Source organism: Ochrobactrum sp. PL_is501 (assembly GCF_055816895.1).
The window spans coordinates 32734-57855 of record NZ_JBVPGR010000031.1 but is presented as its reverse complement, the minus strand read 5'-3'; the positions used below and the strand labels follow the sequence as shown (position 1 = coordinate 57855).

Annotated in this window: 18 protein-coding genes; 11 read left to right on the top strand and 7 right to left on the bottom strand. The window is 56.6% G+C overall.

What is annotated here, in order from left to right; translation table 11 throughout:
• Positions 1–18 precede the first annotated feature (18 nt).
• Entirely contained in the window at positions 19–2799 is a 2781-nt protein-coding gene (locus AC0TOF_RS06035) for an Rne/Rng family ribonuclease (RefSeq protein ID WP_473767549.1), read from the bottom strand.
• Positions 2800–2801: 2 nt separating this feature from the next.
• Between AC0TOF_RS06035 and AC0TOF_RS06030 the strand changes: the two genes are divergently transcribed.
• The 4 genes from AC0TOF_RS06030 (at position 2802) to prfB (ending at position 8767) form a co-directional block, all read left to right on the top strand.
• Entirely contained in the window at positions 2802–2987 is a 186-nt protein-coding gene (locus AC0TOF_RS06030) for a hypothetical protein (protein ID WP_122000187.1), read from the top strand.
• A gap of 509 nt (positions 2988–3496) precedes the next feature.
• The gene (locus AC0TOF_RS06025) at positions 3497–4759 is read left to right on the top strand and encodes an N-acetylmuramoyl-L-alanine amidase (protein ID WP_473767548.1); all 1263 of its coding nucleotides are present in this window, start codon (positions 3497–3499) and stop codon (positions 4757–4759) included.
• Positions 4760–5026: 267 nt separating this feature from the next.
• Entirely contained in the window at positions 5027–7486 is a 2460-nt protein-coding gene (locus AC0TOF_RS06020) for a penicillin-binding protein 1A (protein WP_122000189.1), read from the top strand.
• 152 nt (positions 7487–7638) lie between these two features.
• A protein-coding gene (gene prfB, locus AC0TOF_RS06015; protein WP_122000190.1) for a peptide chain release factor 2 occupies positions 7639–8767 on the top strand; the annotation gives its coding sequence in 2 pieces (ribosomal slippage) (positions 7639–7707 and positions 7709–8767; 1128 coding nt in all).
• A 66-nt stretch (positions 8768–8833) separates the two neighbouring features.
• On the opposite strand, the gene AC0TOF_RS06010 is transcribed toward prfB, so the two are convergent.
• From AC0TOF_RS06010 to bcp, 3 genes are all read right to left on the bottom strand, one after another.
• Positions 8834–10186, bottom strand: a complete 1353-nt coding sequence (locus tag AC0TOF_RS06010; protein ID WP_473767547.1) for a M23 family metallopeptidase — start codon at positions 10184–10186, stop codon at positions 8834–8836.
• A gap of 235 nt (positions 10187–10421) precedes the next feature.
• Positions 10422–11249 carry a ferritin-like domain-containing protein gene (locus tag AC0TOF_RS06005; RefSeq protein ID WP_473767546.1) on the bottom strand — a complete coding sequence of 276 codons (828 nt, stop codon included), beginning with the start codon at positions 11247–11249 and terminating at the stop codon, positions 10422–10424.
• Positions 11250–11252: 3 nt separating this feature from the next.
• Complete coding sequence (gene bcp / locus AC0TOF_RS06000; RefSeq protein ID WP_122000193.1) at positions 11253–11717, bottom strand: thioredoxin-dependent thiol peroxidase; 465 nt, start codon at positions 11715–11717, stop codon at positions 11253–11255.
• A gap of 286 nt (positions 11718–12003) precedes the next feature.
• On the opposite strand from bcp, the gene AC0TOF_RS05995 reads away from it, so the two are divergent.
• Positions 12004–15402: an RNA-binding protein gene (locus AC0TOF_RS05995; RefSeq protein ID WP_473767545.1), complete on the top strand. Its 3399-nt coding sequence runs from the start codon at positions 12004–12006 to the stop codon at positions 15400–15402.
• Positions 15403–15455: 53 nt separating this feature from the next.
• Here the strand turns inward: AC0TOF_RS05995 and tyrS are convergent, their stop codons facing one another.
• From tyrS to AC0TOF_RS05980, 3 genes are all read right to left on the bottom strand, one after another.
• Positions 15456–16709 (bottom strand): tyrosine--tRNA ligase, encoded by a 1254-nt coding sequence (gene tyrS, locus AC0TOF_RS05990; RefSeq protein ID WP_473767544.1) that lies wholly within the window; start codon positions 16707–16709, stop codon positions 15456–15458.
• Positions 16710–16868: 159 nt separating this feature from the next.
• Entirely contained in the window at positions 16869–17201 is a 333-nt protein-coding gene (locus tag AC0TOF_RS05985; protein ID WP_122000195.1) for an SMR family transporter, read from the bottom strand.
• Between the two features lie 137 nt (positions 17202–17338).
• Positions 17339–18013, bottom strand: a complete 675-nt coding sequence (locus AC0TOF_RS05980) for an alpha/beta hydrolase (RefSeq protein WP_122000196.1) — start codon at positions 18011–18013, stop codon at positions 17339–17341.
• A gap of 195 nt (positions 18014–18208) precedes the next feature.
• On the opposite strand from AC0TOF_RS05980, the gene AC0TOF_RS05975 reads away from it, so the two are divergent.
• From AC0TOF_RS05975 to AC0TOF_RS05950, 6 genes are all read left to right on the top strand, one after another.
• Positions 18209–19369: a cysteine desulfurase family protein gene (locus AC0TOF_RS05975; protein WP_473767543.1), complete on the top strand. Its 1161-nt coding sequence runs from the start codon at positions 18209–18211 to the stop codon at positions 19367–19369.
• Between the two features lie 252 nt (positions 19370–19621).
• Complete coding sequence (gene sufB / locus AC0TOF_RS05970) at positions 19622–21145, top strand: Fe-S cluster assembly protein SufB (protein ID WP_006466708.1); 1524 nt, start codon at positions 19622–19624, stop codon at positions 21143–21145.
• Positions 21146–21219: 74 nt separating this feature from the next.
• A complete protein-coding gene (gene sufC, locus AC0TOF_RS05965) occupies positions 21220–21975 on the top strand; it encodes a Fe-S cluster assembly ATPase SufC (RefSeq protein WP_006466709.1) in 756 nt (251 codons plus the stop codon).
• Between the two features lie 13 nt (positions 21976–21988).
• Positions 21989–23266, top strand: coding sequence for a Fe-S cluster assembly protein SufD (sufD, locus tag AC0TOF_RS05960; protein WP_473767542.1), 1278 nt, complete (start codon positions 21989–21991; stop codon positions 23264–23266).
• Between the two features lie 65 nt (positions 23267–23331).
• A complete protein-coding gene (locus AC0TOF_RS05955; protein ID WP_122000200.1) occupies positions 23332–24576 on the top strand; it encodes a cysteine desulfurase in 1245 nt (414 codons plus the stop codon).
• Complete coding sequence (locus AC0TOF_RS05950; protein ID WP_473767541.1) at positions 24573–24983, top strand: SUF system Fe-S cluster assembly protein; 411 nt, start codon at positions 24573–24575, stop codon at positions 24981–24983. The genes AC0TOF_RS05955 and AC0TOF_RS05950 overlap by 4 nt, the downstream gene beginning before the upstream one ends.
• The last annotated feature ends 139 nt before the right edge of the window (positions 24984–25122 follow it).

The window sequence follows — 25122 nt, the reverse complement described above, 5'->3', positions numbered from 1 at the left end:
ATTTCAGTCAAGAGGGGCTCAGAAGAAACCCTTCTTCTGCCACCAGCCGGCGCGCTTGGGCTTCTGATCCTCGCCCTCGCTTGAGGTCACGACAGGTTCAGCGCTTTTTTGCGTTTCGGCAATTGTCGTTACCTCTGCGGCCTCGACCGCAGCCGTCTCTTCGACCTCGACAGCGGGCTTTGCAGCAGCCCTGCGAGTGCGCCGCTTCGGCTTCTCTGTTTCTGCTTCAGGCTCGTCAGCGACTGCAACCGGTTCGGCAGGAGCCTCTTCGACCGCCTTCTTGCGCGCCCGGGTCTTGCGGGCAGGCTTGGCGGGCTTTTCTTCTGCCTCGGCAGCAACCACTTCCTCGGCAACTTCTTCAGTCTTTGCAGACTTGCGAGCACGGGTCTTGCGGGCAGGTTTTGCTGGCTTTTCCTCGGCTACGGGTTCGGGAGCAGGGGCTTCAACGACTTCAACGGCTTGTTCGACTGTCACCGCCGCAGCTTCTTCCACGACAGCTTCCTCGGTCTTTACCGGCAGGACCGGGGTATATCCGACGAATTCAGGATCAGGAACCTTGCGTGCACGCGGCTCATCATCGCGACGGTTTTTACGTCCGCCCCGGCGACCGCGACGACGCTTCTTGCGGCGATCTTCCTCGCTTGACGAAGCATTGGAAGACGTTTCCCGAGCTTCGTCGGCATCCTCATCTTCATCGGAGGCTTCGTCCGAAACAGAATCAGCCTTTGCGGTCTGTTCCTGGTTTTCACGATCACGGCCACCGCGACGACGGCGGCGACGGCGGCGCTTGCGGTCACCTTCATCATCGCCCCGATCTTCCCGACCCTGAACCTCAGCCGTTGCTGCTTCTTCGGCTTCGTCCTCATCAAGCGGGATTTCCGGATCTTCGATATCATCCTCGATATAAGCCATTGGCTGAACCGGAGGCTGGGTAACCGGACGTGTCGACAGCGCACCCTTGTCGATGACGAAATGCTGGTGGCCAACGCTCTCATCAGCGTCAATGCTGATTGCTACACCGAAGCGTCCTTCCAGATCGGCCAGGAGCTGGCGCTTATGATTGAGAACATAAAGCGCTGACGCAGCCGGCGTGCGAACATGAATGTCGAAGCCGGAGTGACGCAGGAGATAGTCCTCGATGCCGCGAATAATATGCAGCGCCATGGAGGAATCGGAACGGATATGCCCGGTACCGCCGCAATGCGGGCAAACCTGCATCGTGCTTTCCAGCACGGATGCGCGGATGCGCTGGCGCGACATTTCCAGAAGGCCGAAATGCGAGATGCGGCCAACCTGAATGCGCGCACGATCATCCTTCAGGCAGTCCTTCATCTTCTTTTCGACAGCGCGATTGTTGCGCTTTTCTTCCATGTCGATGAAGTCGACGACGATCAGACCGGCAAGGTCGCGCAGGCGCAGCTGGCGCGCAACTTCCTCGGCAGCTTCCAGATTGGTCTGGAGCGCGGTGTCCTCGATGGAATGTTCGCGCGTCGAACGGCCCGAGTTGACGTCGATGGCAACCAGCGCTTCCGTCTGGTTGATGATCAGATAGCCGCCGGACTTCAGCGTGACCTGTGGCAGCAGCATGCGATCAAGCTGCGCCTCGACACCGTTTCGCGTAAAGATGGGAACCTGTTCGCGGTATGGCTGAACGACCTTCGCATGGCTCGGCATGAGCATGCGCATGAAGTCCTTGGCCTCGCGGTAGCCGTTTTCGCCGGAAACGAGGATTTCCGAGATGTCCTTATTGTAAAGGTCACGGATCGACCGCTTGATGAGGCTGCCTTCCTCGTAGACGAGGGCGGGCGCCGTCGATTGCAGGGTCAGCGTGCGCACATTTTCCCAAAGGCGCATCAGATATTCATAGTCGCGCTTGACTTCGGCCTTGGTGCGGTTCGCGCCAGCGGTGCGCAAGATCACGCCCATGCCCTGCGGCACTTCGAGTTCCTTGACGATTTCCTTGAGACGCTTGCGATCCTGCGGATTGGTGATCTTGCGCGAAATGCCGCCGCCACGTGCGGTGTTCGGCATCAGCACCGAATAGCGTCCGGCAAGCGAAAGATAGGTCGTGAGAGCTGCGCCCTTGTTGCCGCGCTCCTCCTTGACCACCTGCACCAGAAGAATCTGGCGACGCTTGATGACTTCCTGAATGTTGTACTGGCGGCGATTGGTGCGGGTATGCGTCGGAAGTTCTTCCAGCGCATCTTCCGAACCGACCGATTCGACCATGTCTTCTTCATGTTCGACATCATCATCGTCGCCGTGATCCACGGCTTCAGAAATGACATCGCTTGTCTGAGAGAGGGCGATGGCAGGTGTCCCGGGCACATAGTTTTCAAATGCCGGACCAACAGGCTCTGCCGCTGGCAAGCCCTTGTCTGACGCAGTGGCCTGCGCTTCCCCGTTCTGGCCATCTCGACGACCGCGGCGGCGATTGCGGCGCGAACGATCATTCCGTTCGCTGCGTTCGCTCTTGGCACGCGGTTCGTCTTCGTCGTCTTCCGCACGTGCGGCTTTGGCTTCCGCCTCGAGCAGCGCAAGACGGTCAGCTACCGGGATCTGATAGTAGTCGGGATGAATCTCGGAGAATGCGAGGAAGCCATGGCGATTGCCGCCATATTCCACGAATGCAGCCTGAAGCGAAGGTTCGACGCGGGTGACGCGTGCGAGGTATATATTGCCTTTCAGCTGCTTCTTATGTTCCGACTCGAAGTCGAATTCTTCAATCTTGTTGCCCCGTGTGACGATGACCCGGGTCTCCTCCGGGTGGGAGGCATCTATAAGCATTTTGTTGGACATTATTGTCTTTCCTGCCGGCGCGAAGACGCAAAACGCGTGCGCCGGACGAAACCCTGAGGGCTGTCGTGCTCACTGCGCTGCATCTGCCGGATGGTTCTGGGTTCGTCGGAATAAAAGCTGCTGCCTCCGCGCGCGACGGCCTCGCGGCGATCACGGTCTTCAGGCTTGCAGTGGTCAGTCTTGCTTGACCCATAGCTGTTCCGAACGAAACGACCTCATATATGACCCGGAAAAGCCGGGCCGACCTCTTTGCTCTTTCCGAGCGATGGCGACAGCGCATAATGATGCGCAGTCGGCCGATAGAAACGGAGGGCGGGGAAGCCACATCTCCGCTGAATTCTGTGCCGGTTATCGAGTGGCGGTGAATGAATATGCCGCTGATTTCACTATCATTCCCTGCGGTTCGTTTTGAGAACCGGCAAACGATTCTGATAGTTCACCCATAACCTGTTATAGCTTTTATGGCGTCGCTTGAACGATGACAAGTGCGAATATCGATTGACATTCGCATCGCAATTTTGCCGAAAGCTGAGTATAGACCCTGTTCACGGTCGAAATACGGCTGGAAATCGTTCATTAACTATAGTTTTGTACGAGTGGTTTCATGGGTATTTGGGCGAGAAGGTGCAGGGGCAGCGTGCCGGTATTGCAATTATTGATACCAGTCATTCAATGAGATTCTTGATTGTGGCGGCCGATGCATTTTCGAAGCGCTGAAAACGCTGTGACCCGATTGCCGAGCAGGCGACGCCTGTGGGTATTGTTTGCCCTTTTGTCGGCGCTGTTGTTTCAGTCCGCCTCCGTCTATGCGGCCGATCGCGTGACTTCCCCGTTAGCTGCGCTGACCTTCCGCATGGCTGGTGACGATCTGCGAACGCGCATCGTCGTCATGTTCGACCGCGAACCGAAGCTATCGACCTTGCTTCTCGATAATCCGCATCGGCTCGTTATTGATCTGCCTGAAACACGGTTTGGTTTCGATGAAAAAAGTATGGAAGCGCGAGGTCTGGTATCTCGTGTTCGTTACGGACTGGTCGGCAAGGGCCGTTCCCGTCTCATTCTGACGTTGCGCGGTCCCTTCAAGGTAGAGGACTTGCGTGTACTGAAAAACGAAAGTGCATCAGGCTATCGCCTTGTGGCTGATATTGTTGCGACGTCGGACCGGGAATTTGCGGATCAGTTGCAGGGCCGCAAGGAAATAACCAGTTCTACTGATCGCGATGAAAGGCCAGTTCAGGCTGCCTCGCAGATTGGGGCGGCTCGCCCGTTCACTATCATGATCGATCCCGGACACGGTGGCATCGACAGTGGTGCGGAAAGTCTCAGTGGCATCAAGGAAAAAGACCTGACGCTCGCTTTCGGGCAGGAACTCAAAGATCGCCTGGCGCAAGACAGCAACATCAAGGTTCTCATGACCCGCGAGGATGATACTTTTTTGCGGCTTTCCGAAAGGGTGCGGATCGCCCGCCAGCATGAAGCGGATTTGTTCATCTCCATCCATGCCGATACGATCAACCAGCACGATATTCGCGGTGCGACCGTTTATACGATCTCCGACAAGGCATCCGACTCTGTCGCGCGCGCCATGGCTGAGCGGGAAAACAAGTCTGATACCCTTGCAGGTGCCGCGCCCGAAGAGCAGCCCGAGGTTACAGATATTCTTCTCGATCTGACCCGGCGTGAAACGCACACATTTTCGCTGAGTTTTGCCGAAAAGGTGATCCATTCCCTGCAAGGGCAGGTGAATCTCATTAACAATCCGCATCGCTTTGCCGGTTTTCAGGTGTTGCGTGCACCCGACGTGCCGTCCGTGCTGATCGAAATCGGATATTTGTCCAACGCCGAGGACGAAAAGCTAATCAGCAATCCCGAGTGGCGCAAAAAACTTGCGGACAGGCTTGCGATTGCGATCAAGGCGTTTGAAGCACTGAAACATCCTGCAAGCATGAGCAAGGGGTAGCGACCCTGAAATATGGAGAACTGTGGTGGTGTTTCTTAAATGCGCAACATCTTATAAGATGCAGGCTTGCAACAGTTTTGCGGATTTTCGCGATGGAGACGGAAGCAGTCGTGTTAATTTGGTAAAAACACGTAAACCATCTTGCCTTTGACTCATTTGCTGGTCACTAAGCCAGTGGTTGCCATATGGCATAATTGGGCTAAAGGGTTGGCTGTGCGTGCTTTGACCCTTATCATATGAATAATCTGAAGGCAGGATTCCGCATTTATGGTAAGGCTTATCGGATATTTCTTCGGAATCGGAACGGTGCTGATGCTCCTCGTGGCAGGTGGCGTCGCCCTTTACGTCGGAAGTCTCACGAAGGATCTGCCAGATTACGAGGTGCTCGCAAAATACGAGCCGCCCGTAATGACGCGCGTTCATGCCTCCGATGGTAGCCTGATGGCGGAGTTCGCTCGCGAACGCCGACTCTATATTCCTATTCAGGCTGTGCCCAACCGTGTGAAAGCGGCTTTCGTCTCGGCTGAAGACAAGACCTTCTACGAACATCATGGTCTCGATTTCGCCGGCCTTGCCCGCGCAATGTTGACAAACGTCAAGAATATGGGCTCCGGCCGCCGCCCGGTTGGTGCGTCCACCATCACGCAGCAGGTTGCAAAGAACTTCCTCCTGACTTCGAAGCAAACCTATGATCGCAAGATCAAGGAAGCCATCCTTGCGATGCGCATCGAGCAGGCTTACTCGAAGGACCGTATTCTTGAGCTCTATCTCAACGAAATCTTCTTCGGCCTTGGCTCATACGGTATTGCCAGTGCAGCACTGACTTACTTCGATAAATCGGTCGGCGAACTTTCCATCGCAGAGAGCGCGTATCTCGCAGCCCTGCCGAAAGGCCCGAATAATTATCATCCGTTCCGCCAGCCAGAGCGCGCCATCGAGCGCCGCAACTGGGTTATCGACCGGATGAGCGAAAACGGTTACATCACCGCCGAAGAAGCGACGGAAGCCAAGAAGCAGCCGCTCGGCGTGAAGGAACGTTCGGATGCTCACTATGTGTTTGCATCGGAATATTTCACCGAGGAAGTACGCCGCCAGATCATCCAGAAATATGGTGTCGATGCGCTTTACGAAGGCGGTCTTTCGGTTCGCACCACGCTGAATCCGACGCTGCAGATCGAGGCACGCAAGTCCTTGCAGGCTGCGCTGCTCCGCTATGACGAAGCGCGCGGCTGGCGTGGCCCCATGAAGAATGTCGAGCTTGGCAACGACTGGGGTACGGCATTCGGTGATATGGAATCCTACACCGACGTGCCGGAATGGCAGCTCGCGATCGTGCTCAATGTTTCTGCTGCCGGTGCGGATATCGGTCTGCAGCCGCCGCTTGAGGCGTCGGGCTCGCGGAGTAAGGAACGCAAGCGCGCATTCATTGCTGCCGACGACATGAAATGGGCCATGCGCGTCGTCAATATCGATGGCAAGCGCTCCAGCGCCAAATCGCCGGAAGGTGTGCTGAAAGCGGGCGACATTATCTATGTCGCCAAGCAAGGCGAATCCCGTTTCCGTCTCCAGCAGCCGCCGAAGCTTGAAGGTGCGCTTGTTGCCATGGACCCGCATACGGGCCGTGTTCTGGCCATGGTCGGCGGCTTTTCGTATGCGGAATCGGAGTTCAACCGCGCAACGCAGGCCTATCGCCAGCCGGGTTCGTCGTTCAAGCCGTTCGTCTATGCTGCGGCCCTCGACAATGGGTACACGCCTGCGTCCGTGGTTCTGGACGGCCCGCTGGAAGTCAATCAGGGCGGTACGCTGGGTGTCTGGGCACCGAAGAATTATTCGGGCAAGTTCTCCGGTCCGTCTACGCTACGCTACGGTATTGAACAGTCGCGTAACGTCATGACCGTGCGTCTCGCGCAGGACATGGGCATGAAGCTCGTCGCCGAATATGCGGAACGCTTCGGTATCTACGACAAGATGCTGCCCGTCCTCTCCATGGCGCTCGGCGCCGGTGAGACGACCGTTCTGCGCATGGTGACAGCCTATTCCATTATGGCGAATGGCGGTCAGAGCATAACGCCATCGATGATCGACCGCATTCAGGATCGCTACGGCAAGACTGTATTCAAGCATGATGCACGCCAGTGCGAAGGCTGTAATGCGCAGGAATGGGGAAATCAGGACGAGCCAACGCTGATCGATAATCGCGATCAGGTGCTCGATCCGATGACGGCATATCAGATCACCTCGATGATGGAAGGCGTCGTTCAGCGCGGTACAGCGCAGATTTTGAAGAGCCTGGACCGTCCGATGGCTGGCAAGACCGGTACGACCAACGATGAGAAGGACGCATGGTTCGTGGGCTTCACGCCCGATCTCGTGGTTGGCGTTTTCATGGGTTACGATACGCCCACGCCGCTCGGTCGCGGCAACACCGGCGGCGGTCTGGCAGCCCCCGTGTTCAAGTCTTTCATGGAACAGGCGTTGGCCGGAACGCCGAAAGTGGATTTCCGTGTGCCTGAAGGCATGACGGTCATCGCAATCAACCGCAAAACCGGCATGCGCGCCAACCAGGGCGATCCGAATGTGATCATGGAAGCTTTCAAGCCGGGTACGGGTCCATCGGACAGCTATTCGGTTATCGGCATGGATTCCTTCCGCGAAGGCTCTCCGGTGGCGCCGCAGTCGCCGCAGGCAACACGCGCCATCAACTCGGGTTCCGGCGGACTTTACTGATCGGAAAAGCAGGGCTTCGCCCTTTACACCGCGTCGCGTGCTGACTATGGTCCGCGGCGCCCGGACGCTGCGTCCGCGTTCGAAGGTCTGAGCCGATAACGAACGGCCTGACTTCTCAAATGAAATACGGATATTGAAGGAACGATTTGCCCATGCGCGCGGAAATCGAGACGCTGGTTGACGAAATCCAGCAGGCCATAAGCCTGCTGAGGAGGCATCTTTGACTGGGATCAGGCGATAAAACGTCTCGGCTATCTCAACCAGAGAGCCGAAGATCCCACGCTTTGGAATGATGCCCAGGAAGCCCAGAAGCTGATGCGCGAGCGCCAGCAGCTGGAGGACAGCATCAACGGAATCAACCATCTGACGCAGACGCTGAACGACAGCATCGAACTCATCGCCATGGGCGAAGAGGAAGGTGACAAGTCGATCATCGAGGACGCGGAAACCACCATCCGCGATCTCAAGGCCGAGATCGATCGACGCCAGATCGACATGCTGCTTTCGGGCGAAGCCGATGCGAACGACACCTATGTCGAAGTGCATGCCGGTGCCGGTGGCACCGAAAGCCAGGACTGGGCATCGATGCTGCTGCGCATGTATACGCGCTGGGCTGAACGCAACGGTCGCAAAGTCGAAGTGATGGAAGTGCACGAAGGCGAAGAAGCGGGCATCAAGTCCGCGACTATTCTCGTCAAGGGGCACAATTCATACGGCATGATGAAGACCGAATCGGGCGTTCATCGTCTGGTCCGTATCTCGCCTTATGACTCCAACGCCCGTCGCCACACGTCCTTTGCCAGTATCTGGGTCTATCCTGTCATCGATGACAATATCGACGTACAGGTTACGGAAGCCGATGTTCGCATCGACACCTACCGCGCTTCGGGTGCTGGTGGCCAGCACGTCAATACGACCGATTCGGCAGTGCGTATCACGCATATCGCGACCGGGATCGTGGTGCAGTGCCAGGCGGAACGCTCGCAGCACAAGAACCGCGAAAAGGCATGGTCGATGCTGCGCGCTCGTCTTTATGAAGAGGAGCTGAAAAAGCGTGAAGCCGCGACGGATGCGGCGAATGCCACCAAGACCGACATTGGTTGGGGGCACCAGATTCGCTCTTACGTCTTGCAGCCTTATCAGCTCGTGAAAGACCTTCGTACCGGCGTCGAAAGCACCAATCCGCAGGAAGTGCTGGATGGCTCCGTTACGCCGTTCATGGAAGCGGCACTTGCCCACCGTATTCAGGGTGGCGGCGAGATGATCGAAGACATCGACTGATCGGTCACAATCTCCAACATCCACGACAAAACCCGGCTTCTGGCCGGGTTTTGTTGTTTCAGAGACTCAGAGCAGTGGCTCTATCTGTTTGCCAGCCTTCAGAAAATTGACCGGATTGACTGCACGCCCGTTTTCACGAACTTCGTAATGGAGATGGCTGCCGGTTGAGCGCCCGGAGCTTCCTGCCTCGCCGACGATGGCCCCGGCGGCAAGTTGTTGCCCGTCGCGCACCACAACGCGGCTCAGATGGGCGAAGCGGGTGGAAAATCCATTGCCGTGGTCGATCTCGACCATATTGCCATATCCACCGAAACGACCAGCCTTCACGACCTTGCCCGCTGCGGTGGACTTAACTGCCTGGCCATATGCCGCACGAAAGTCGATTCCCGAATGAAAGGCAGCCGTTCCGAGAAACGGATCACGGCGCACACCGAACAGGCTGGTAACGGGCTTGCCGGGAGCCGGATTGGCCAGGGGCAGGGCGCTTACCCGTTTGCGCACCTGATCAAGCCGGTCAAGCGCGCTGTCGAGGTTGCGCAATTGCATATCGAAATCATTGAGCACCATACCGGGCGACGAAACCGGGATAAGCGGCCCGCCCATCGCCACATTCGCGTTGGCAGGCGTTTCGATGCGCAGTCCTGCGGCGTTCAAGGTGTCGAGGATACTGTCGGCTTTTTCATAAGCCGCGTCAGCCAGCACGCGCACTTTGCCGTTCTGCTCGCTTTCGATCCGATGAAGGTTCTGGTTGATGGTGGCCAGTATCTTGTCCGAAGTCTCGAGTGTCGATTCACCCGAAAGCCCGCCAGAAAGACGCAAGCCCATGGAACCGGCATCGGCGCGACGGTCGGGCCTTGCCGTTGGATGTTTCCCCGGTACAGGTCCGGTGATGATCGGATCGACACCCAGAAAATTGCGTCCTGCCAGCGCTTCGTCCGGGATAAGCTGGCTATGCTGCTCAAGATCCGGCGCGCTTTCCACAGGCATGTCGGGTATCGGCTGCAATTGTGAAGCGCGTTCCAGCAGAGGTGCAAGTTTGCCGTCGCGCGCACTCAGCGTCTGCTGGCGCTGCATGAGTTCGGCAACCTTGTTTTCCATTACCTGCTGATCGAGCATCTGTCGGCTGGTAATACGGTCAACCTCGGTACGAAGGGCGGAGATGCGGTCTTCATAAAGCTGCTGGTTGCGGGCATGACGCGCAATACCGGCGCTCATCAGGTCGTCACGAAGAACCAGATAGGCAGTTGCGCCAAGATATCCTACAGAAAGCGCCAGGAAAGCGGCACCGCCGAGAGCGGCCATCCACGGGCGAAATGTGAAATGATTGATTTTTTCGCCACGCGCAATAATCAGGACAGGTGGTTCCTTGCGTTCCCCGAACACCTTCTTGGTCGATGTTTTCGCCTGCTTCCCAGTCATGCCAGCCGCATGCCCCTTCTCGATTCCCTAGCCTGATTACAACTTATTAGGGTTAACAGACCTTTACATTTAAGGCTTGCGCGGGCCATGCGAACAGGTTTGTTTTGACCAGAGAGCTATAGAAGCGAGGGCAAGAGCGGCTCCGATCTCAACGGAGTCGTTGGAACCGCTCTAACTATTTGTTTTGGGCCTTTTCCAACGCAAAACCGTTTCACAATTTTGGCTCGGAAACGCTCTAGATCGATACTGGCGACAGCGAGCGATAAAAGGACGGGGTCAACCCCGCTTCGGCCCGTGCCAGTTCGTTGAACGGCGGCTTCAGGTCGCCGCGGAAATTTGCACGAACCAGTTCCTGAAATCTGGCGACCGGGTCGATTCTGTTCCGGGCACAGAAGAAACGAAACCATTTGGCGCCTACGGCGACATGTGTTTTCTCGTCGTTATAGATCACGTCGAGGATTGCAGCAGTCTCATGGTCGCCGGTCTCAATCATTTTCTCAAGCAACGATGGTGTCACATCAAGTCCGCGAGCTTCAAGAATAAGCGGCACGACAGCGAGACGCGCTTCGAGGTCGTTGCGGGTCTGGTGAGCGGATTGCCAGAGCCCATCGTGAGCGGGCATGTCCCCGTAATTCGCACCCAACGACTTGAGGCGGTCACGCAGCAGCGTGAAATGTCGGGCTTCGTCGTCGGCCACTTTCATCCAGCCGTCGAAGAAGCTGCGCGGTATGGGTTTGGCGGCAAAACGGGCAACAATGTCGAGCGCAAGATCGATGGCGTTCAACTCGATATGAGCGAGGGCATGCATCAAAGCGATACGCCCGTGTTCCGTGTTGAGTGACCGCTTCTTCAACATGCGGGGAGGCACGAGTTCAGGTTTTTCAGGGCGTCCGGGACGTTCCGGCAAAGGAGGGTCGAGCGGACTGCGAACCGATAGTGTACGGCCAAACCAGCGAGCAGCAGTTTCTCGTGTCAGTCTGACCTTTTCGTCAAGATCGCTGGCGCATATGGCGCGGATCGCATTGCCGCGCAACGTCTGGTCATAGGTTGGCTTGTTTGTCATCGTTCAAAGCGCGCGTGCAGCCGCCAGAACCGCATCGGCATGGCCGTCCACTTTTACCTTGTTCCAGACCTGAGCGATGTTTCCTTTCGCATCGATCAGAAACGTCGTGCGTTCCACGCCCATATATTTGCGACCGTACATGCTCTTTTCGACCCATACGCCATAGGCTTCAAGCGCTACCCGGTCCTCATCCGCGGCAAGGTCGACGGTCAGGTCATGCTTCTTGCGGAATTTTGCGTGTTTTGTCGCGCTATCGGGAGAGAGGCCGATAATGCGAACGCCAATCTTGTCGAACTCCGGTTTCAGTTGCGAGAATGCAATTGCTTCCCTGGTGCAGCCGGACGTGTCGTCCTTCGGGTAGAAATAGATAACGACCGGCTTGCCTTTGAGGGACGACAGGGAGATTTCACCATTATCCGAAGGCAGAGTGAAATCGGGTGCCGGATCGCCAACTTGGGGATGAGCCATATCTGTGCCTTTCTTTTATGGATTAGGATGGAAACCACCTGTTACAGTCTGAGCTATCGCATTCAGGCAGGGCTTGTGCAACCGTTGAAGCAGGCTTCATTGAAGGACTCGCGATGGGCGCAAGGTTGCCGGTTCAGGCGTGTGACACGGGTAGGAAGCAATTATAAAACAAATAATTACGGACACTTAATGAAGTAAATTCTAAAGCGTCCTATGGAATGGCACTCTTGTTCTGGCTGGGCTGTTGACAGAGAAACCGCAGAAAATCCGCTTCAGCAAGCGGGAGATGAAAAGAATCGAGCGTCTTGCCGCCGATGGCGAGGACGGCTTTTTGCCCGGCCCGGCCCGTTCGCGCCGTTCTTTTCTATCGCGCTGTTCCCATGCCTTTTTGTCGATCTGCATCCTTCTGTTTCTCGTTGTCGGGGCCGGTTTCCTCATTCTTCGCAGTGGCGTTGACAGCAATCTCTTGCGTGACGAAGCACAGAAAAGCCTGACGCATATTCTGGGCGAAGGCGCATCCGCAGCAATAGGCAGCGCTGCGCTGTCGCTGGATCAGGATAATCATGTCGCGCTCGAGGCCCGAGATGTGTCGATCGCGGACCCCAAACAGGGCGTCGAAATCAGTGGAATCAAATCCGTGCGTCTGGGACTGGCACCGCTGCCCCTTTTGACGGGAAAGGTGCGCGTGGCCCAGCTGGAAGTCGAAGGCGTTTCCTTTGACATGCCGGAAACGAAGGGGCCAGGATTCTGGAAATCCCTGCCTTATGACGAACATGGCCTTCTGGATTTCGACGCGGTTTCAGGTGAGCTCTTTGCTGCGATGCGCCGTAGCCTTGACCTGTTGCGCGCGCAGGAGACGCAGGTCATAGGCATTTTCAACAGCGTAGTTACATTCAAGGTTGGCGATGAGCAGCAGGTTCTGAATATTGAACAGGCGCGCCTCATTGAAAATGGCGGAAAAATCGGCATCACAGGCAGCGTCATCTGGAAAGGCAAGACAATTGCGCTGGATGGCAAGATTGACCGGCATGCAAGTGACAACAGTCTTGCAGGCTTTGAACTGAATGTCCGCGACATTCCCGTCACATTGGGCTCTCCGCCTGAAGTTGCGCCTGTCATAAACGGTAATCGCGTCAATCCGGCCCATTTCGAACTAGGGGCATCCGCACGCTTGTCCTTGATGGGATCGGTAGCCGAAGGCGACAGGCCGGAACGTCTCGCAGCTGAACTTGCCGTGGATGACCTGGACATGCAACTTGGCAAGGTCGAGGACGTGCGCGGTGGCGTCCGCCTTAACCTCGAACATACGGTCGGCAGCCGTAAGGTCGAGATCAAGTCATCCCGCCTGCAGCTTGGCGGCATGCAAGCACAGTTCAACGGGGCGTTTGGCCCCGAACCGGAAACCGAAAACAATACAGGCGGGCCCACATACCGTTTTGAGGTCCTGACCACCTCGGCGACGAGCATGCCGTCGGAGTCGACAGAGCCGCCACTATCCTTCGCAACCCGGATAGCCGGACGATATATGGCCGATCAGCAACGCATCCAGTTTGCAAATCTTGATGTGCAGACGGAAAACGGGCAGCTCTTTGGGCAGGGAAGCATGGCATTCGGCGCAGGTTCGCCGGAAATGATTTTTTTGCTGCGTATTCCCGATATGCCTGTTGCCGATGCCAAGCATCTCTGGCCGATCGATGTTGCAGACGGCGCACGCGAATGGGTATTGAAAAACCTATTCGGTGGAACGCTCAAGGATAGCCGCATCGATATTTCGCTCGCAGGCGGTCGCTTCAACGGACCGGGCTTGCCTCCACCCCTGACGGGTGAAGAAATCAAGGCTGATTTCAAGGTTTTTGACACACGCTTCGATGTCGTGGGAGAACTGCCGCCCGTGCGGGACGCGCAAGGTGAAATATCGGTTCGTGGTGCCTATACGACTATCAAGCTTCTGAAGGGCATAGCCTACACGCCAAACAACCGTAAAGTTGACGTGTCCGACGGCACGCTCATCATACCTTGGGGACCACAGCGTCCCGTTATCGCTGAACTGGATCTCGGTGTTTCCGGTGAAGCTGCGGCCATTGCTGAAATTGCCGGGAACAAGCCTATCGACGTTCTGAAGAGTGTACCTTTTCAGCCCGGAGACGTGACCGGCGATGTGAAATCGCGCGTCAAAGTAAACTTCGCCGTTTCCAAGGACCCGCCGCCCGGCACGCTTCGCTGGAACGCTGACATCGGCTTCACCGACCTCAATATTTCGAAGCCGGTAGCAGGCTCGTCCGTAAGCGACGCGACGGGTAACATCAAGGTCGACCAGTCAGCCGCCAAAATTACTGCCGATGCGATGCTTGACGGTGTCCCCGCAAAGATCAGTCTGATTGAGCCGGTTGATCGCTCCGGTCCGGTCAAACGCGAGCAGAAAGTCAGGCTGGATATCGACGACAAGACGCGTAATGCGGTCTTTCCGGGGCTGAACTCCATCTTCTCCGGTCCTATGTCGGTTGATCTCGGCATGGAGGATGGCGGCAAGCGCCACGTTTCCGCCGATCTTGGCAAGACGCAGATTGACCTTCCCTGGCTCGGATGGCGCAAAGGGGCTGGCATACCGGCGAAAGCGACATTCGATCTGGTTCAGAGCTCGGACGACAAGAGCAAGATGGATATTAGCAATCTTGTTTTTTCCGGGGATGCTTTCGGCGCCAAGGGCGAGCTCTCGATTGCGAAAGGCGACTTCCAGTCCGCAAATTTCAGCGAGATACGCCTGAACAGAAACGATAGCCTCGCGGTCAAGGCGACCAAGAGCGGCAGCAGCTATCGTGTCAACGTGCGCGGCTCGCAGTTCGATGCGCGTGCTCTGATCAAGCAGGTTTCGGACCTTGGAGAGAAAGGCGGAAGCGGCAGCAAATCCAGAAATCCACGCGTGGTTGTCAGCGCCCAGATCGATGAGGTTGGCGGCTTCAACGGTGAAACACTGCGCAATGTCAATGTTTCCTATGAAAGCGCTGGCAGCAAAGTTTCGGGTGTATCGGTCAACGCCGTTACATCATCCGGTGAATCATTCGTGGCGACGAACAACGATCAGGGCGATGCGCGCTCTATTTCGCTTCAGTCGAATGACGCTGGCGCTGTTCTGCGCTTTTTCGACTTCTACGACAAGATGCGCGGCGGCAAGATCACTGTCGGGCTTGCAGCACAGGGCAATGGTCCATTGCGCGGCCAGATCGACGCACGCAACTTTGCGATTATTAACGAACCGCGTCTCGCCAAGATCGTTTCCAGCCCTCCACCCGAGGGGGGCACCAGTCTCAATCAGGCCGTGAAACGCGATATCGACGTATCACGGGTTGACGTCGAGCGTGGTTTCTCGCTGATCGAAAAGGGCAATGGCTATCTGAACCTGTCGCGAGGAGTGGTGCGAGGGCCTGCTGTCGGGACGACTTTCCAGGGAACGCTCTATGACCAGCAAGGCAACATGTCCATCACCGGCACATTCATGCCTGCCTATGGCGTCAATCGGCTGTTCGGCGAACTCCCGATCGTCGGCGCCTTGCTTGGCAATGGACGTGATCGGGGACTGATCGGAATTACCTACAAGCTTGCTGGCAGTGCCAAGCAGCCCCAGGTGATCGTCAATCCGATTTCGGTCATAGCGCCGGGCATATTCCGCTCAATCTTCGAGTTTTGATACAAAAAAGCCGGGCGCGAGGCCCGGCTTTGTTTGTTCGATCATCGTCCAGCTTATGCAGGACGGATCAGCACGTGGCGCTTCTTGCCAAGCGAGAGCTTGATGACGCCCTGTTCGTTCAATGCGTTTGCATCGATGGTCATGCGCGGATCGCTCACCGGTTCATCATTGATGCGGACTGCGCCGCCTTCCACGTGACGACGGGCTTCGCCATTGGTCGCGCACAGTTCGGCGAGAACCATCAGCGCCAGAACACCGATGCCGCTATTCAGCGTTGCCTTGTGGACGCCGACGGTCGGAAGGTTTTCAGACAGTTCGCCATCTTCAAAGGTCTTGCGCGCCGTTTCTGCGGATTCCTCGGCGGCATCGCGACCATGCAGCATGGCGGTGACTTCCGTTGCGAGGATTTTCTTCGCTTCGTTGATTTCGACGCCTTCTAGAGCTGCCAGCCTGGCGATTTCATCCAGCGGAAGCGTCGTGTAGAGCTTCAGGAAGCGCTCAACATCGGCATCTTCCGTGTTGCGCCAATATTGCCAGAAATCATAGGCGCTCAGCATCTCGGCATTCAGCCAGATCGCGCCGCCAAGCGACTTGCCCATCTTCTGGCCTGATGCTGTCGTCAGCAGCGGCGAGGTGAGGGCGTAGAGCTGCGGGGTTCCCATACGGTGACCGAGATCAATGCCGTTGATGATGTTGCCCCACTGATCCGATCCGCCCATCTGAAGGCGAATGTCATGGCGCTGGTTCAGCTCCACGAAATCATAGGCCTGAAGGATCATGTAGTTGAATTCGAGGAATGACAGCGACTGCTCGCGGTCGAGGCGCATCTTTACCGAATCGAACGAAAGCATGCGGTTGACCGAGAAGTGACGGCCCACGTCACGCAGGAATTCGAGATAGTTGATGTTGCGCAACCAGTCGGCATTATTGACCATGAGGGCGTCGGTCGCGCCATCTCCAAAAGTCAGGTAATTGGCGAATACGCGCTTGATGCCGGCAATGTTCTCGGCAATCGTATCCTCGGTCATCAGCTTGCGGGCTTCGTCCTTGAAGGACGGGTCGCCAACCATGCCGGTGCCGCCGCCCATCAGCGCAACGGGCTTGTGGCCGGTCTGCTGGAGCCAGTGCAGCATCATGATCTGGATGAGGCTGCCGACATGCAGGCTCGGAGCCGTAGGATCGAAGCCGATATAGGCTGTCACGGTTTCCTTGGCCAACAATTCGTCGAGGCCGCTTTCATCGGAAATCTGATGAATGAAGCCACGCTCGGAAAGCGTGCGAAGAAAATCGGATTTGAAACCGGACATTCCTTTTCCCTGACTGGTAAGGCGAGGTTGAAACTGGTCGCGAGCGATAGCTTGCTTCCATGTGATATGTCCGCCTTTAGCACCAATCAACCGACAATAACAAGAAAACTCCCGCATCGGCGGGTTGCGAACCGGTAATTTGCTGGCGCGGTCGGGATCTCAGTGTTGAGCTGTGTTTGAAAACAGATTGAGCACGATGACACCGGCAATAATCAATCCCATGCCGAGCACTGCGGCCAAGTCGAGCTTCTGTCCGAACAGCAGCCAGCCAATCAGCGCAACGAGCGTGACCCCGATCCCGGACCAGACCGCATAGGCAATGCCGACCGGAATGCTCTTCAATGTCATTGAGAGGAAATAAAAGGCGAGCCCGTAGGCGACGATAACAATCAGGGACGGTCCGAGCCGTGTAAACCCTTCGGACGCCTTGAGGCTGAGTGTTCCGATGACTTCGGATACGATGGCGATAGCAAGGATGGCATAAACCGGCATGTCACGCCTGTAGGGTGAAAAAGGGAAATCGAATCATGAAATTGCAATAGCAGCTTCGCATGAAAAATCCGGCGGGAGACCCGCCGGATAAGACGCTGCAAATCTGGAAAACGACGTACCGGATGGCTTTTTAAGGTTTAACGCAGGCGCTTCGGACGCGCTTCCACCAGTTCGCCAGCTAGGCGACGATCCAGATATTCGGCGCAATCCTCAATCAGCTCATCGCCCTGACCGCTGAAGAAGTGGTTCGCACCGGCGATCGTGGTCTGGGTGATCGTGATGCCCTTCTGTGTCTTCAGCTTGTCGACCAGAGCCTGCACGTCCTTCGGCGGCGCAACCTTGTCGTTATCGCCATGGATGATGAGACCGGACGAAGGGCAGGGCGCCAGGAAGGAGAAATCATAGGTGTTTGGCTGCGGTGCGACTGAAATGAACCCTTCGATTTCCGGGCGGCGCATCAAAAGCTGCATGCCGATCCAGGCGCCGAACGAATAACCGGCAACCCAGCAATTCTTGGAATCCGGGTGAAGCGCCTGCACCCAATCGAGCGCGCTTGCTGCATCCGACAATTCGCCAGCGCCATGGTCGAATTCGCCCTGGCTGCGGCCGATCCCGCGGAAATTGAAGCGCAATGTGGTAAAGCCGCGCTGCTGGAACATATAGAAAAGATCATAGACGATCTTGTTGTTCATCGTGCCGCCGAACTGCGGATGCGGATGCAGGATGAGCGCGATCGGAGCATTCTTTTCTTTGGAAGGCTGATAGCGACCTTCAAGGCGTCCGGCTGGGCCGTTGAAAATGACTTCTGGCATGTGTACTCCGCTCGTAACGGGAAGGCCGGACTTCAGCGGCGAAACTTGACGTCTTAGGATGCCGCTTCTAGAACCGGTTTGAAATTTCGACAGACTGAAAGCGAGTTTCAGTTCCTATGGGGGCTTAATAGGCTTTTCTTGATTGAAAATTCAAGAAAATTGCGCTTCCAGAATTTTGTTTAGGAGATAGGTACGGTGAACGGGAGCGGCAAGAGGCTCTATCTGGATTATAATGCCAGCGCTCCGTTGCTCGACGAGGCGCGGGATGCAGTCATCAACGCGCTTGGCGTTACCGGCAATCCATCCTCCGTGCATCGTGAAGGCCGCGCCGCGCGCGCCCTCGTTGAAGCTGCGCGCCGCAGTGTGGCGGCACTTGTCAACGCGCGCCCGGACCATGTTTTCTTCACATCTGGAGCAACGGAAGCTGCTTCCACGCTGCTGACCCCGCACTACATGATGGGGCGTTCCCCTGTCCGCCTTTCGCATCTCTATGTAAGCGGCACGGAACACCCTTGCATGTTGGCCGGTGGTCAGTTTGCGGCACAGGATGTCACCGTTCTGCCTGTGGACGAAAACGGTATCGTGCGATTCGAAAGCTTGAAATCCGCGCTTGCCGGTCACGACAAAAGTCAGGGGCTGCCGCTTGTCGCGATACAGGCGGCCAATAATGAAACGGGCATTATCCAGCCGATAGCGGAAATCGCCGCCATCGTGAAGGCTGCCGGAGGCGTTTATATCGTCGATGCGGTTCAGGCAGCAGGGCGGATTAAATTAGACATTACAAATAATTGCGGGGATTATCTCATAATCTCCTCGCACAAGATTGGCGGGCCGAAGGGTGTCGGCGCTGTAATCGCCATTTCTGATCTCATGATGCCGCGTGCGCTTGTTCGCGGTGGCGGTCAGGAGAAAGGACATAGAGCGGGAACCGAAGCCCTGCCGCTGATTGCCGGTTTTGGGGCCGCTGCTGATGCCGCCAAAGCGCGGCTGGACGGCGATGGCTGGTCTCCGGCTATGCGGGACAGGCTGGAATCGGGGCTGGAGGCAATCGCCCCTGACGCGGTGATCTATGGCAAGGCGGTAGACAGACTGCCGAACACGACTTTCTTTTCCCTTGAAGGACAAAAGGCCGAAACGGTTCAAATAGCCTTTGATCTTGGTGGAATAGCTCTTTCGGCCGGATCCGCCTGCTCGTCTGGCAAAGTCGGCCCCAGCCATGTTCTGTCGGCAATGGGGTACGCAGACAGTCTCGGAGCAATCCGCGTATCGCTTGAACCAACGGCAACGCCCGATGAGGTCGACGCGTTTCTCGAGGTGTTCCGTAAAATTATCGCGCGCCGCGCCGGAAAAGCTTGATCTCGAATTGAAGACGCGGTCCGGAGCGAGAACGCTGTTTTCCTGAAAACCTTGTTTCAACGACGTTTTTTATAAGTTGATTATTTTTATCGGCATTTTTTAGGGCAAATTTGAACCCGGCGCTTGAAATTCAGTTTAGAGAGGTTTTAAAGAAGGGGCACGCACACTATATTGAGGTGGTATTGTTCAAGACATATCACCTTGACGTTTGCAACTGTCGGGCCTTGACCCCGACGAGGATGGAGAACGCCAATGCCTGCAGTGCAGGAGACCATTGATCAGGTCCGCGGCCTTGACGTGGACCAGTACAAGTATGGCTTCGAAACGACAATCGAAGCCGAGAAAGCCCCCAAGGGCCTGAACGAAGACATCATTCGCTTCATTTCCGCCAAGAAGAACGAGCCGGAATGGATGCTGGAATGGCGCCTGAAGGCCTATGAGCGCTGGCTCACCATGGAAGAGCCGACCTGGGCGCGCGTGGATTATCCGAAGATCGATTTTCAGGACGCCTACTACTACGCGGCCCCGAAAAACCAGTCCGGCCCGAAGTCGCTCGATGAAGTCGATCCCGAACTGCTGAAGACCTACGAAAAGCTCGGCATTCCGCTGCGCGAGCAGGAAATTCTTGCTGGTGTGCGCAAGCAGGGCGAACCGAGCGAGATCGACGGCAATCCGTCGGACAATGTTTATGCGTCCGGTCGTGTCGCCGTTGATGCCGTGTTCGACAGCGTGTCGGTTGTGACAACCTTCAAGGAAGAACTCGCCAAAGCGGGCGTGATCTTCTGCTCGATTTCGGAAGCGATCCGCGAGCATCCTGAACTGGTGCAGAAGTATCTGGCTTCTGTGGTTCCCGTTTCGGACAACTATTATGCGACGCTGAATTCGGCTGTCTTCACGGATGGGTCGTTTGTCTACGTTCCAAAGGGCGTTCGTTGCCCGATGGAGCTTTCGACCTATTTCCGCATCAACGAGAAGAACACCGGCCAGTTCGAGCGCACGCTCATCATCGCCGATGAAGGCGCCTATGTTTCCTATCTGGAAGGCTGCACCGCGCCGCAGCGCGACGAAAACCAGCTGCACGCGGCTGTCGTTGAGCTGATTGCCCTCGAAAACGCCGAAATCAAGTACTCGACGGTCCAGAACTGGTTCCCAGGCGACAAGGACGGCAAGGGCGGCATCTACAACTTCGTTACCAAGCGTGGCGATTGCCGTGGCGATAATTCCAAGATTTCGTGGACGCAGGTGGAAACCGGCTCCGCAATCACCTGGAAATATCCGTCCTGCATCCTGCGCGGCGACAATTCACGCGGCGAGTTCTATTCGATTGCCGTTTCGAACGGTCATCAGCAGATCGACTCTGGCACCAAGATGCTGCACCTCGGCAAAAACACGTCGAGCCGCATCATCTCGAAGGGTATTTCGGCTGGCAAGTCGAACAACACCTATCGCGGACAGGTTTCGGCCCATCGCAAGGCGGAGAATGCCCGTAACTTTACCCAGTGCGACTCGCTCCTGATCGGCAATGACTGCGGCGCGCATACGGTGCCGTATATCGAGGCGAAAAACGCCACGGCGCAGTTCGAACACGAGGCAACCACCTCCAAGATTTCGGAAGACCAGCTGTTCTATGTGATGCAGCGCGGCATTCCGGAGGAGGAGGCCATCGCTCTCATCGTCAATGGCTTCGTGAAGGAAGTCATTCAGGAACTGCCGATGGAATTTGCCGTGGAAGCCCAGAAGCTTATCGGTATTTCGCTTGAGGGCAGCGTCGGTTAAGCGACGCGCCCCTTCCATCTCGCATCAGATTTTCTGGCCAGCCTTTTCCTGGCATTAGAACAAGGTTTACATTCATGCTTGAGATCAAGAACCTCCATGCAAAGATCGCTGACACGGATACCGAAATCATCCGTGGCCTGAATCTCACCGTGAACAAGGGTGAAGTTGCGGCGATCATGGGTCCGAACGGTTCGGGCAAGTCGACGCTTTCCTATATCCTCGCCGGTCGTGAAGACTATGAAGTCACCGAAGGCGACATTCTCTATAACGGCGAGTCGATCCTCGAGCTCGACCCGGCAGAACGCGCCGCCAAGGGCATCTTCCTGGCATTCCAGTACCCGATGGAAATTCCGGGCGTTGCCACGATGGAATTCCTGAAGGTTGCGATGAACAGCCAGCGCAAGGCGCGCGGCGAGCCGGAACTGAAGATTCCGGAATTCATCAAGCGCGTTAAGGACGCGGCCGGCGGCCTTAACATCGACATGAACATGCTCAAGCGCCCGCTTAACGTTGGCTTCTCCGGCGGCGAAAAGAAGCGCGCTGAAATTCTTCAGATGCAGCTTCTGGAACCGAGCCTCTGCGTCCTCGACGAAACCGATTCCGGTCTCGACATCGATGCGCTGAAGATCGTTTCGGAAGGCGTGAACGCCCTGCGTTCGCCGGATCGCGCCGTGGTCGTCATTACGCACTATCAGCGTCTGCTCGAACACATCGTTCCAGACAGCGTGCACGTGCTGTACAAGGGCCAGGTCATCAAGTCCGGCGACAAGAGCCTCGCGCTGCACCTTGAAGAAAATGGTTATGCCGACGTAATCGGCGAAGCTGCCTGAGGAGGGTTGGATCATGAATATCCAGACCGCCCCAGCTTCCAAGCCGCGAACGCCGGCTGAAAGCGCGCTGATCGACAGCTTTGCCGACCGTATGGGCGACCTGCCGGGCAATGGCGATGTTGTCGTTGCACGTGATGCGGCGCTTGAATCGCTCAAGGAAAACGGCATTCCGTCACGCCGCGTCGAAAGCTGGCACTACACGGATTTCCGTACGCTTCTGAAAGGCGTGGCGCCCTTCGACACTTCAGCGGGAACGCAGGCCTTGCCTGCGCTCATCGCAGGGTCGTCGATCGTTGCCGCAAGCAACGGCGTTGCGCTTGGTGCGAATGCGCCGGAAGGCGTGTCGCTGACGCCAGTCCGCGAAGCGCTGGCTGATGGCTCGCTCGTCACCCAGCTTCGGTCGCGCGGCTTCGACGATACGATCGGCCAGATCAATGCTGCCTATGTCAGCGATGGCTGGATGGTTTCGATTGCCGATGGCACCGAACTGGAGGCTCCGCTGGAGCTCCAGAATATCCAGAAGGCCGGACAGGGACACACACGTTTCCCGGTTCGCATTGGAGCTAATGTCAAGGCGACCATCGTGGAACGCCAGAATGGCGGCGAGGGCGATGCCTTCTCCACGTCTGTCAACCACGTGACCGTTGGTGACGGCGCCGAGATTCTCTGGGTTATCCTGCGTGATTTCGGTCAGGCAACGCAGCTTTCGCAGTTCAATGCGACGATGGGCAAAGGTTCCCGCCTGACGCTTTACGTCATCAATGCGGGCGGCAAGCTGGTGCGTCAGGAAGTCCACGTCAACGTTGCCGGAGAAGATTCCGACTTCGAACTTCGCGGCCTCAATCTGCTGGCTGACGACAGCCATACCGACGTGACCATGACGGTGGGCCATCTGGTGGAGAACACCCGTTCGACCGAGATCGTCCGCAATGTGGTCAAGGACCGTGCGCGCGGTGTCTTTCAGGGCATGATCCGCGTTGCGCAGATCGCTCAGAAGACCGATGCCCGCATGGCCTGCAACACGTTGCTGCTATCGGACGATGGCGAATTCGATGCCAAGCCGGAACTCGAAATCTTCGCGGATGATGTGGCCTGCGGCCATGGCGCGACGGTTACGGAACTGTCGAAGGACTATCTGTTCTATCTGATGGCCCGCGGTATTCCGGAAAACGAGGCTCGTGGCCTGCTGATCAAGGCTTTCATCGCCGAGATTATCGAAGAGCTGGAAGACGAAACGCTGGTTGAGGCACTGGAAGAAGTGCTGTCCAACTGGCTCGCCAGCCATGCCTGATTGATTGAGGCGGAGCGTTTGAATGCGCTCCGCCTTTTCCTGCCGGAACGGCAAGAGGAACGATCATGGACCAGAAGAATCCGCTGATTGCGGCTTATGACGTCGAGGCGATCCGCCGGGACTTTCCGATTCTTTCGCGAGAAGTGCACGGCAAGCCGCTCGTCTATCTCGACAATGGCGCATCGGCACAGAAGCCACAGAGCGTCATCGACGCGGTTACTCACGCTTATTCCAACGAATATGCCAATGTTCATCGCGGCCTGCATTTCCTGTCGAATGCGGCAACGGACGCTTATGAAAAATCGCGCGAGACGGTGCGCCGCTTCCTGAACGCCGGTTCGGTCGACGAAATCGTCTTCACGAAGAATGCGACAGAGGCGATCAACACTGTCGCCTATGGCTATGGTATGCCGCATATCGGTGAGGGGGATGAAATCCTCCTGTCGATCATGGAGCATCACTCCAACATCGTGCCGTGGCATTTCATCCGTGAAAGGCAGGGCGCGAAGCTCGTCTTCGCGCCGGTGGACGATGAGGGCATCTTCCATATCGAAGAATTTGAGAAGCGCCTGACGGAGCGGACCAAGCTTGTCGCGATCACGCATATGTCGAATGCGCTTGGAACGGTGACGCCGATCAAGAAGATCGTTGAACTTGCCCATGCGCGCGGTATTCCGGTGCTCGTCGATGGCAGTCAGGGCGCTGTGCACCTGCCTGTCGATGTGCAGGATCTGGGTTGCGATTGGTATGTTTTTACCGGCCACAAGGTCTACGGCCCATCCGGCATCGGCGTGCTCTATGGTCGCGCGGAAATGCTGGAAAAGATGCGGCCCTTCCAGGGCGGCGGTGAAATGATTGAGGAAGTGACGGAAGAAAACGTCACCTATAATCATCCGCCGCACCGTTTCGAGGCCGGTACGCCGCCAATCGTTCAGGCGATTGGGCTGGGTGCTGCGCTGGAATATATGGAAAAGATCGGCCGTCACGCGATCCTCGCCCATGAGGAAGACCTGCGCGATTATGCTCATGAACAACTCGGACGCATCAACAGCTTGCGCATTTTCGGCAATGCGCCGGGCAAGGGCGCGATCATTTCTTTCGCGCTTGAGGGCATTCATGCCCATGACGTGTCGATGGTGATCGACCGGGCCGGGGTTGCGGTTCGTGCTGGAACGCATTGTGCGCAGCCGCTCTTGAAACGCTTCGGCGTCACCTCTACATGCCGTGCATCCTTCGCCCTGTATAATACCCGCGCTGAAGTGGATGCATTGGCGGAAGCCTTGGAAAAGGCAAGGAAGTTTTTCGGATGACCGATATGGAACAGAAAGTTCAGGGCAAAGCCGATACAGAGGTTGCGGAACAGACCGCAGCCGGTTCGGTATTTTCGGCGTCTGCCATCCCGCAGGAAGAACTTCTGCGCATGACGGATGACATCATTGCGGCGTTGAAGACGGTATATGATCCCGAGATTCCAGCCGATATTTACGAACTCGGCCTTGTCTACAAGATCGATATTGAAGACGATCGCACTGTGAAAATCGAAATGACATTGACTGCACCCGGCTGCCCGGTTGCAGGCGAGATGCCGGGCTGGGTAGAGAACGCGGTCGGTGCGGTTGAAGGCGTTTCAATGGTGGAAGTTACGATGACGTTCGATCCGCCATGGACGCCGGATCGTATGTCCGAAGAAGCGCAGGTAGCTGTCGGCTGGTATTGATCAATCCATGTAAATGCGGCTCTTCGGGCCGCATTTTTGATTCTCGCTAAATGCGCCATCCATGTTTTACCCGAATCCCTGTTAACTTCTGGAAATCCGGTCAATCAGTTGCGGACGACACCAGGCCAATGCGTCAGGT

Bases quoted from the DNA above. Each gene is read 5' to 3' on its own strand.
- AC0TOF_RS06010 (WP_473767547.1), bottom strand. From the start codon at position 10,186: ATGACTGGGAAGCAGGCGAAAACATCGACCAAGAAGGTGTTCGGGGAA.
- sufD (WP_473767542.1), top strand. From the start codon at position 21,989: ATGAATATCCAGACCGCCCCAGCTTCCAAGCCGCGAACGCCGGCTGAA.
- AC0TOF_RS06035 (WP_473767549.1), bottom strand. From the start codon at position 2,799: ATGTCCAACAAAATGCTTATAGATGCCTCCCACCCGGAGGAGACCCGG.
- AC0TOF_RS06005 (WP_473767546.1), bottom strand. From the start codon at position 11,249: ATGACAAACAAGCCAACCTATGACCAGACGTTGCGCGGCAATGCGATC.
- AC0TOF_RS06025 (WP_473767548.1), top strand. From the start codon at position 3,497: ATGCATTTTCGAAGCGCTGAAAACGCTGTGACCCGATTGCCGAGCAGG.
- AC0TOF_RS05980 (WP_122000196.1), bottom strand. From the start codon at position 18,013: ATGCCAGAAGTCATTTTCAACGGCCCAGCCGGACGCCTTGAAGGTCGC.
- AC0TOF_RS05995 (WP_473767545.1), top strand. From the start codon at position 12,004: ATGAAAAGAATCGAGCGTCTTGCCGCCGATGGCGAGGACGGCTTTTTG.
- bcp (WP_122000193.1), bottom strand. From the start codon at position 11,717: ATGGCTCATCCCCAAGTTGGCGATCCGGCACCCGATTTCACTCTGCCT.
- sufB (WP_006466708.1), top strand. From the start codon at position 19,622: ATGCCTGCAGTGCAGGAGACCATTGATCAGGTCCGCGGCCTTGACGTG.
- AC0TOF_RS06020 (WP_122000189.1), top strand. From the start codon at position 5,027: ATGGTAAGGCTTATCGGATATTTCTTCGGAATCGGAACGGTGCTGATG.
- AC0TOF_RS05985 (WP_122000195.1), bottom strand. From the start codon at position 17,201: ATGCCGGTTTATGCCATCCTTGCTATCGCCATCGTATCCGAAGTCATC.
- sufC (WP_006466709.1), top strand. From the start codon at position 21,220: ATGCTTGAGATCAAGAACCTCCATGCAAAGATCGCTGACACGGATACC.
- tyrS (WP_473767544.1), bottom strand. From the start codon at position 16,709: ATGTCCGGTTTCAAATCCGATTTTCTTCGCACGCTTTCCGAGCGTGGC.
- AC0TOF_RS05955 (WP_122000200.1), top strand. From the start codon at position 23,332: ATGGACCAGAAGAATCCGCTGATTGCGGCTTATGACGTCGAGGCGATC.
- AC0TOF_RS05950 (WP_473767541.1), top strand. From the start codon at position 24,573: ATGACCGATATGGAACAGAAAGTTCAGGGCAAAGCCGATACAGAGGTT.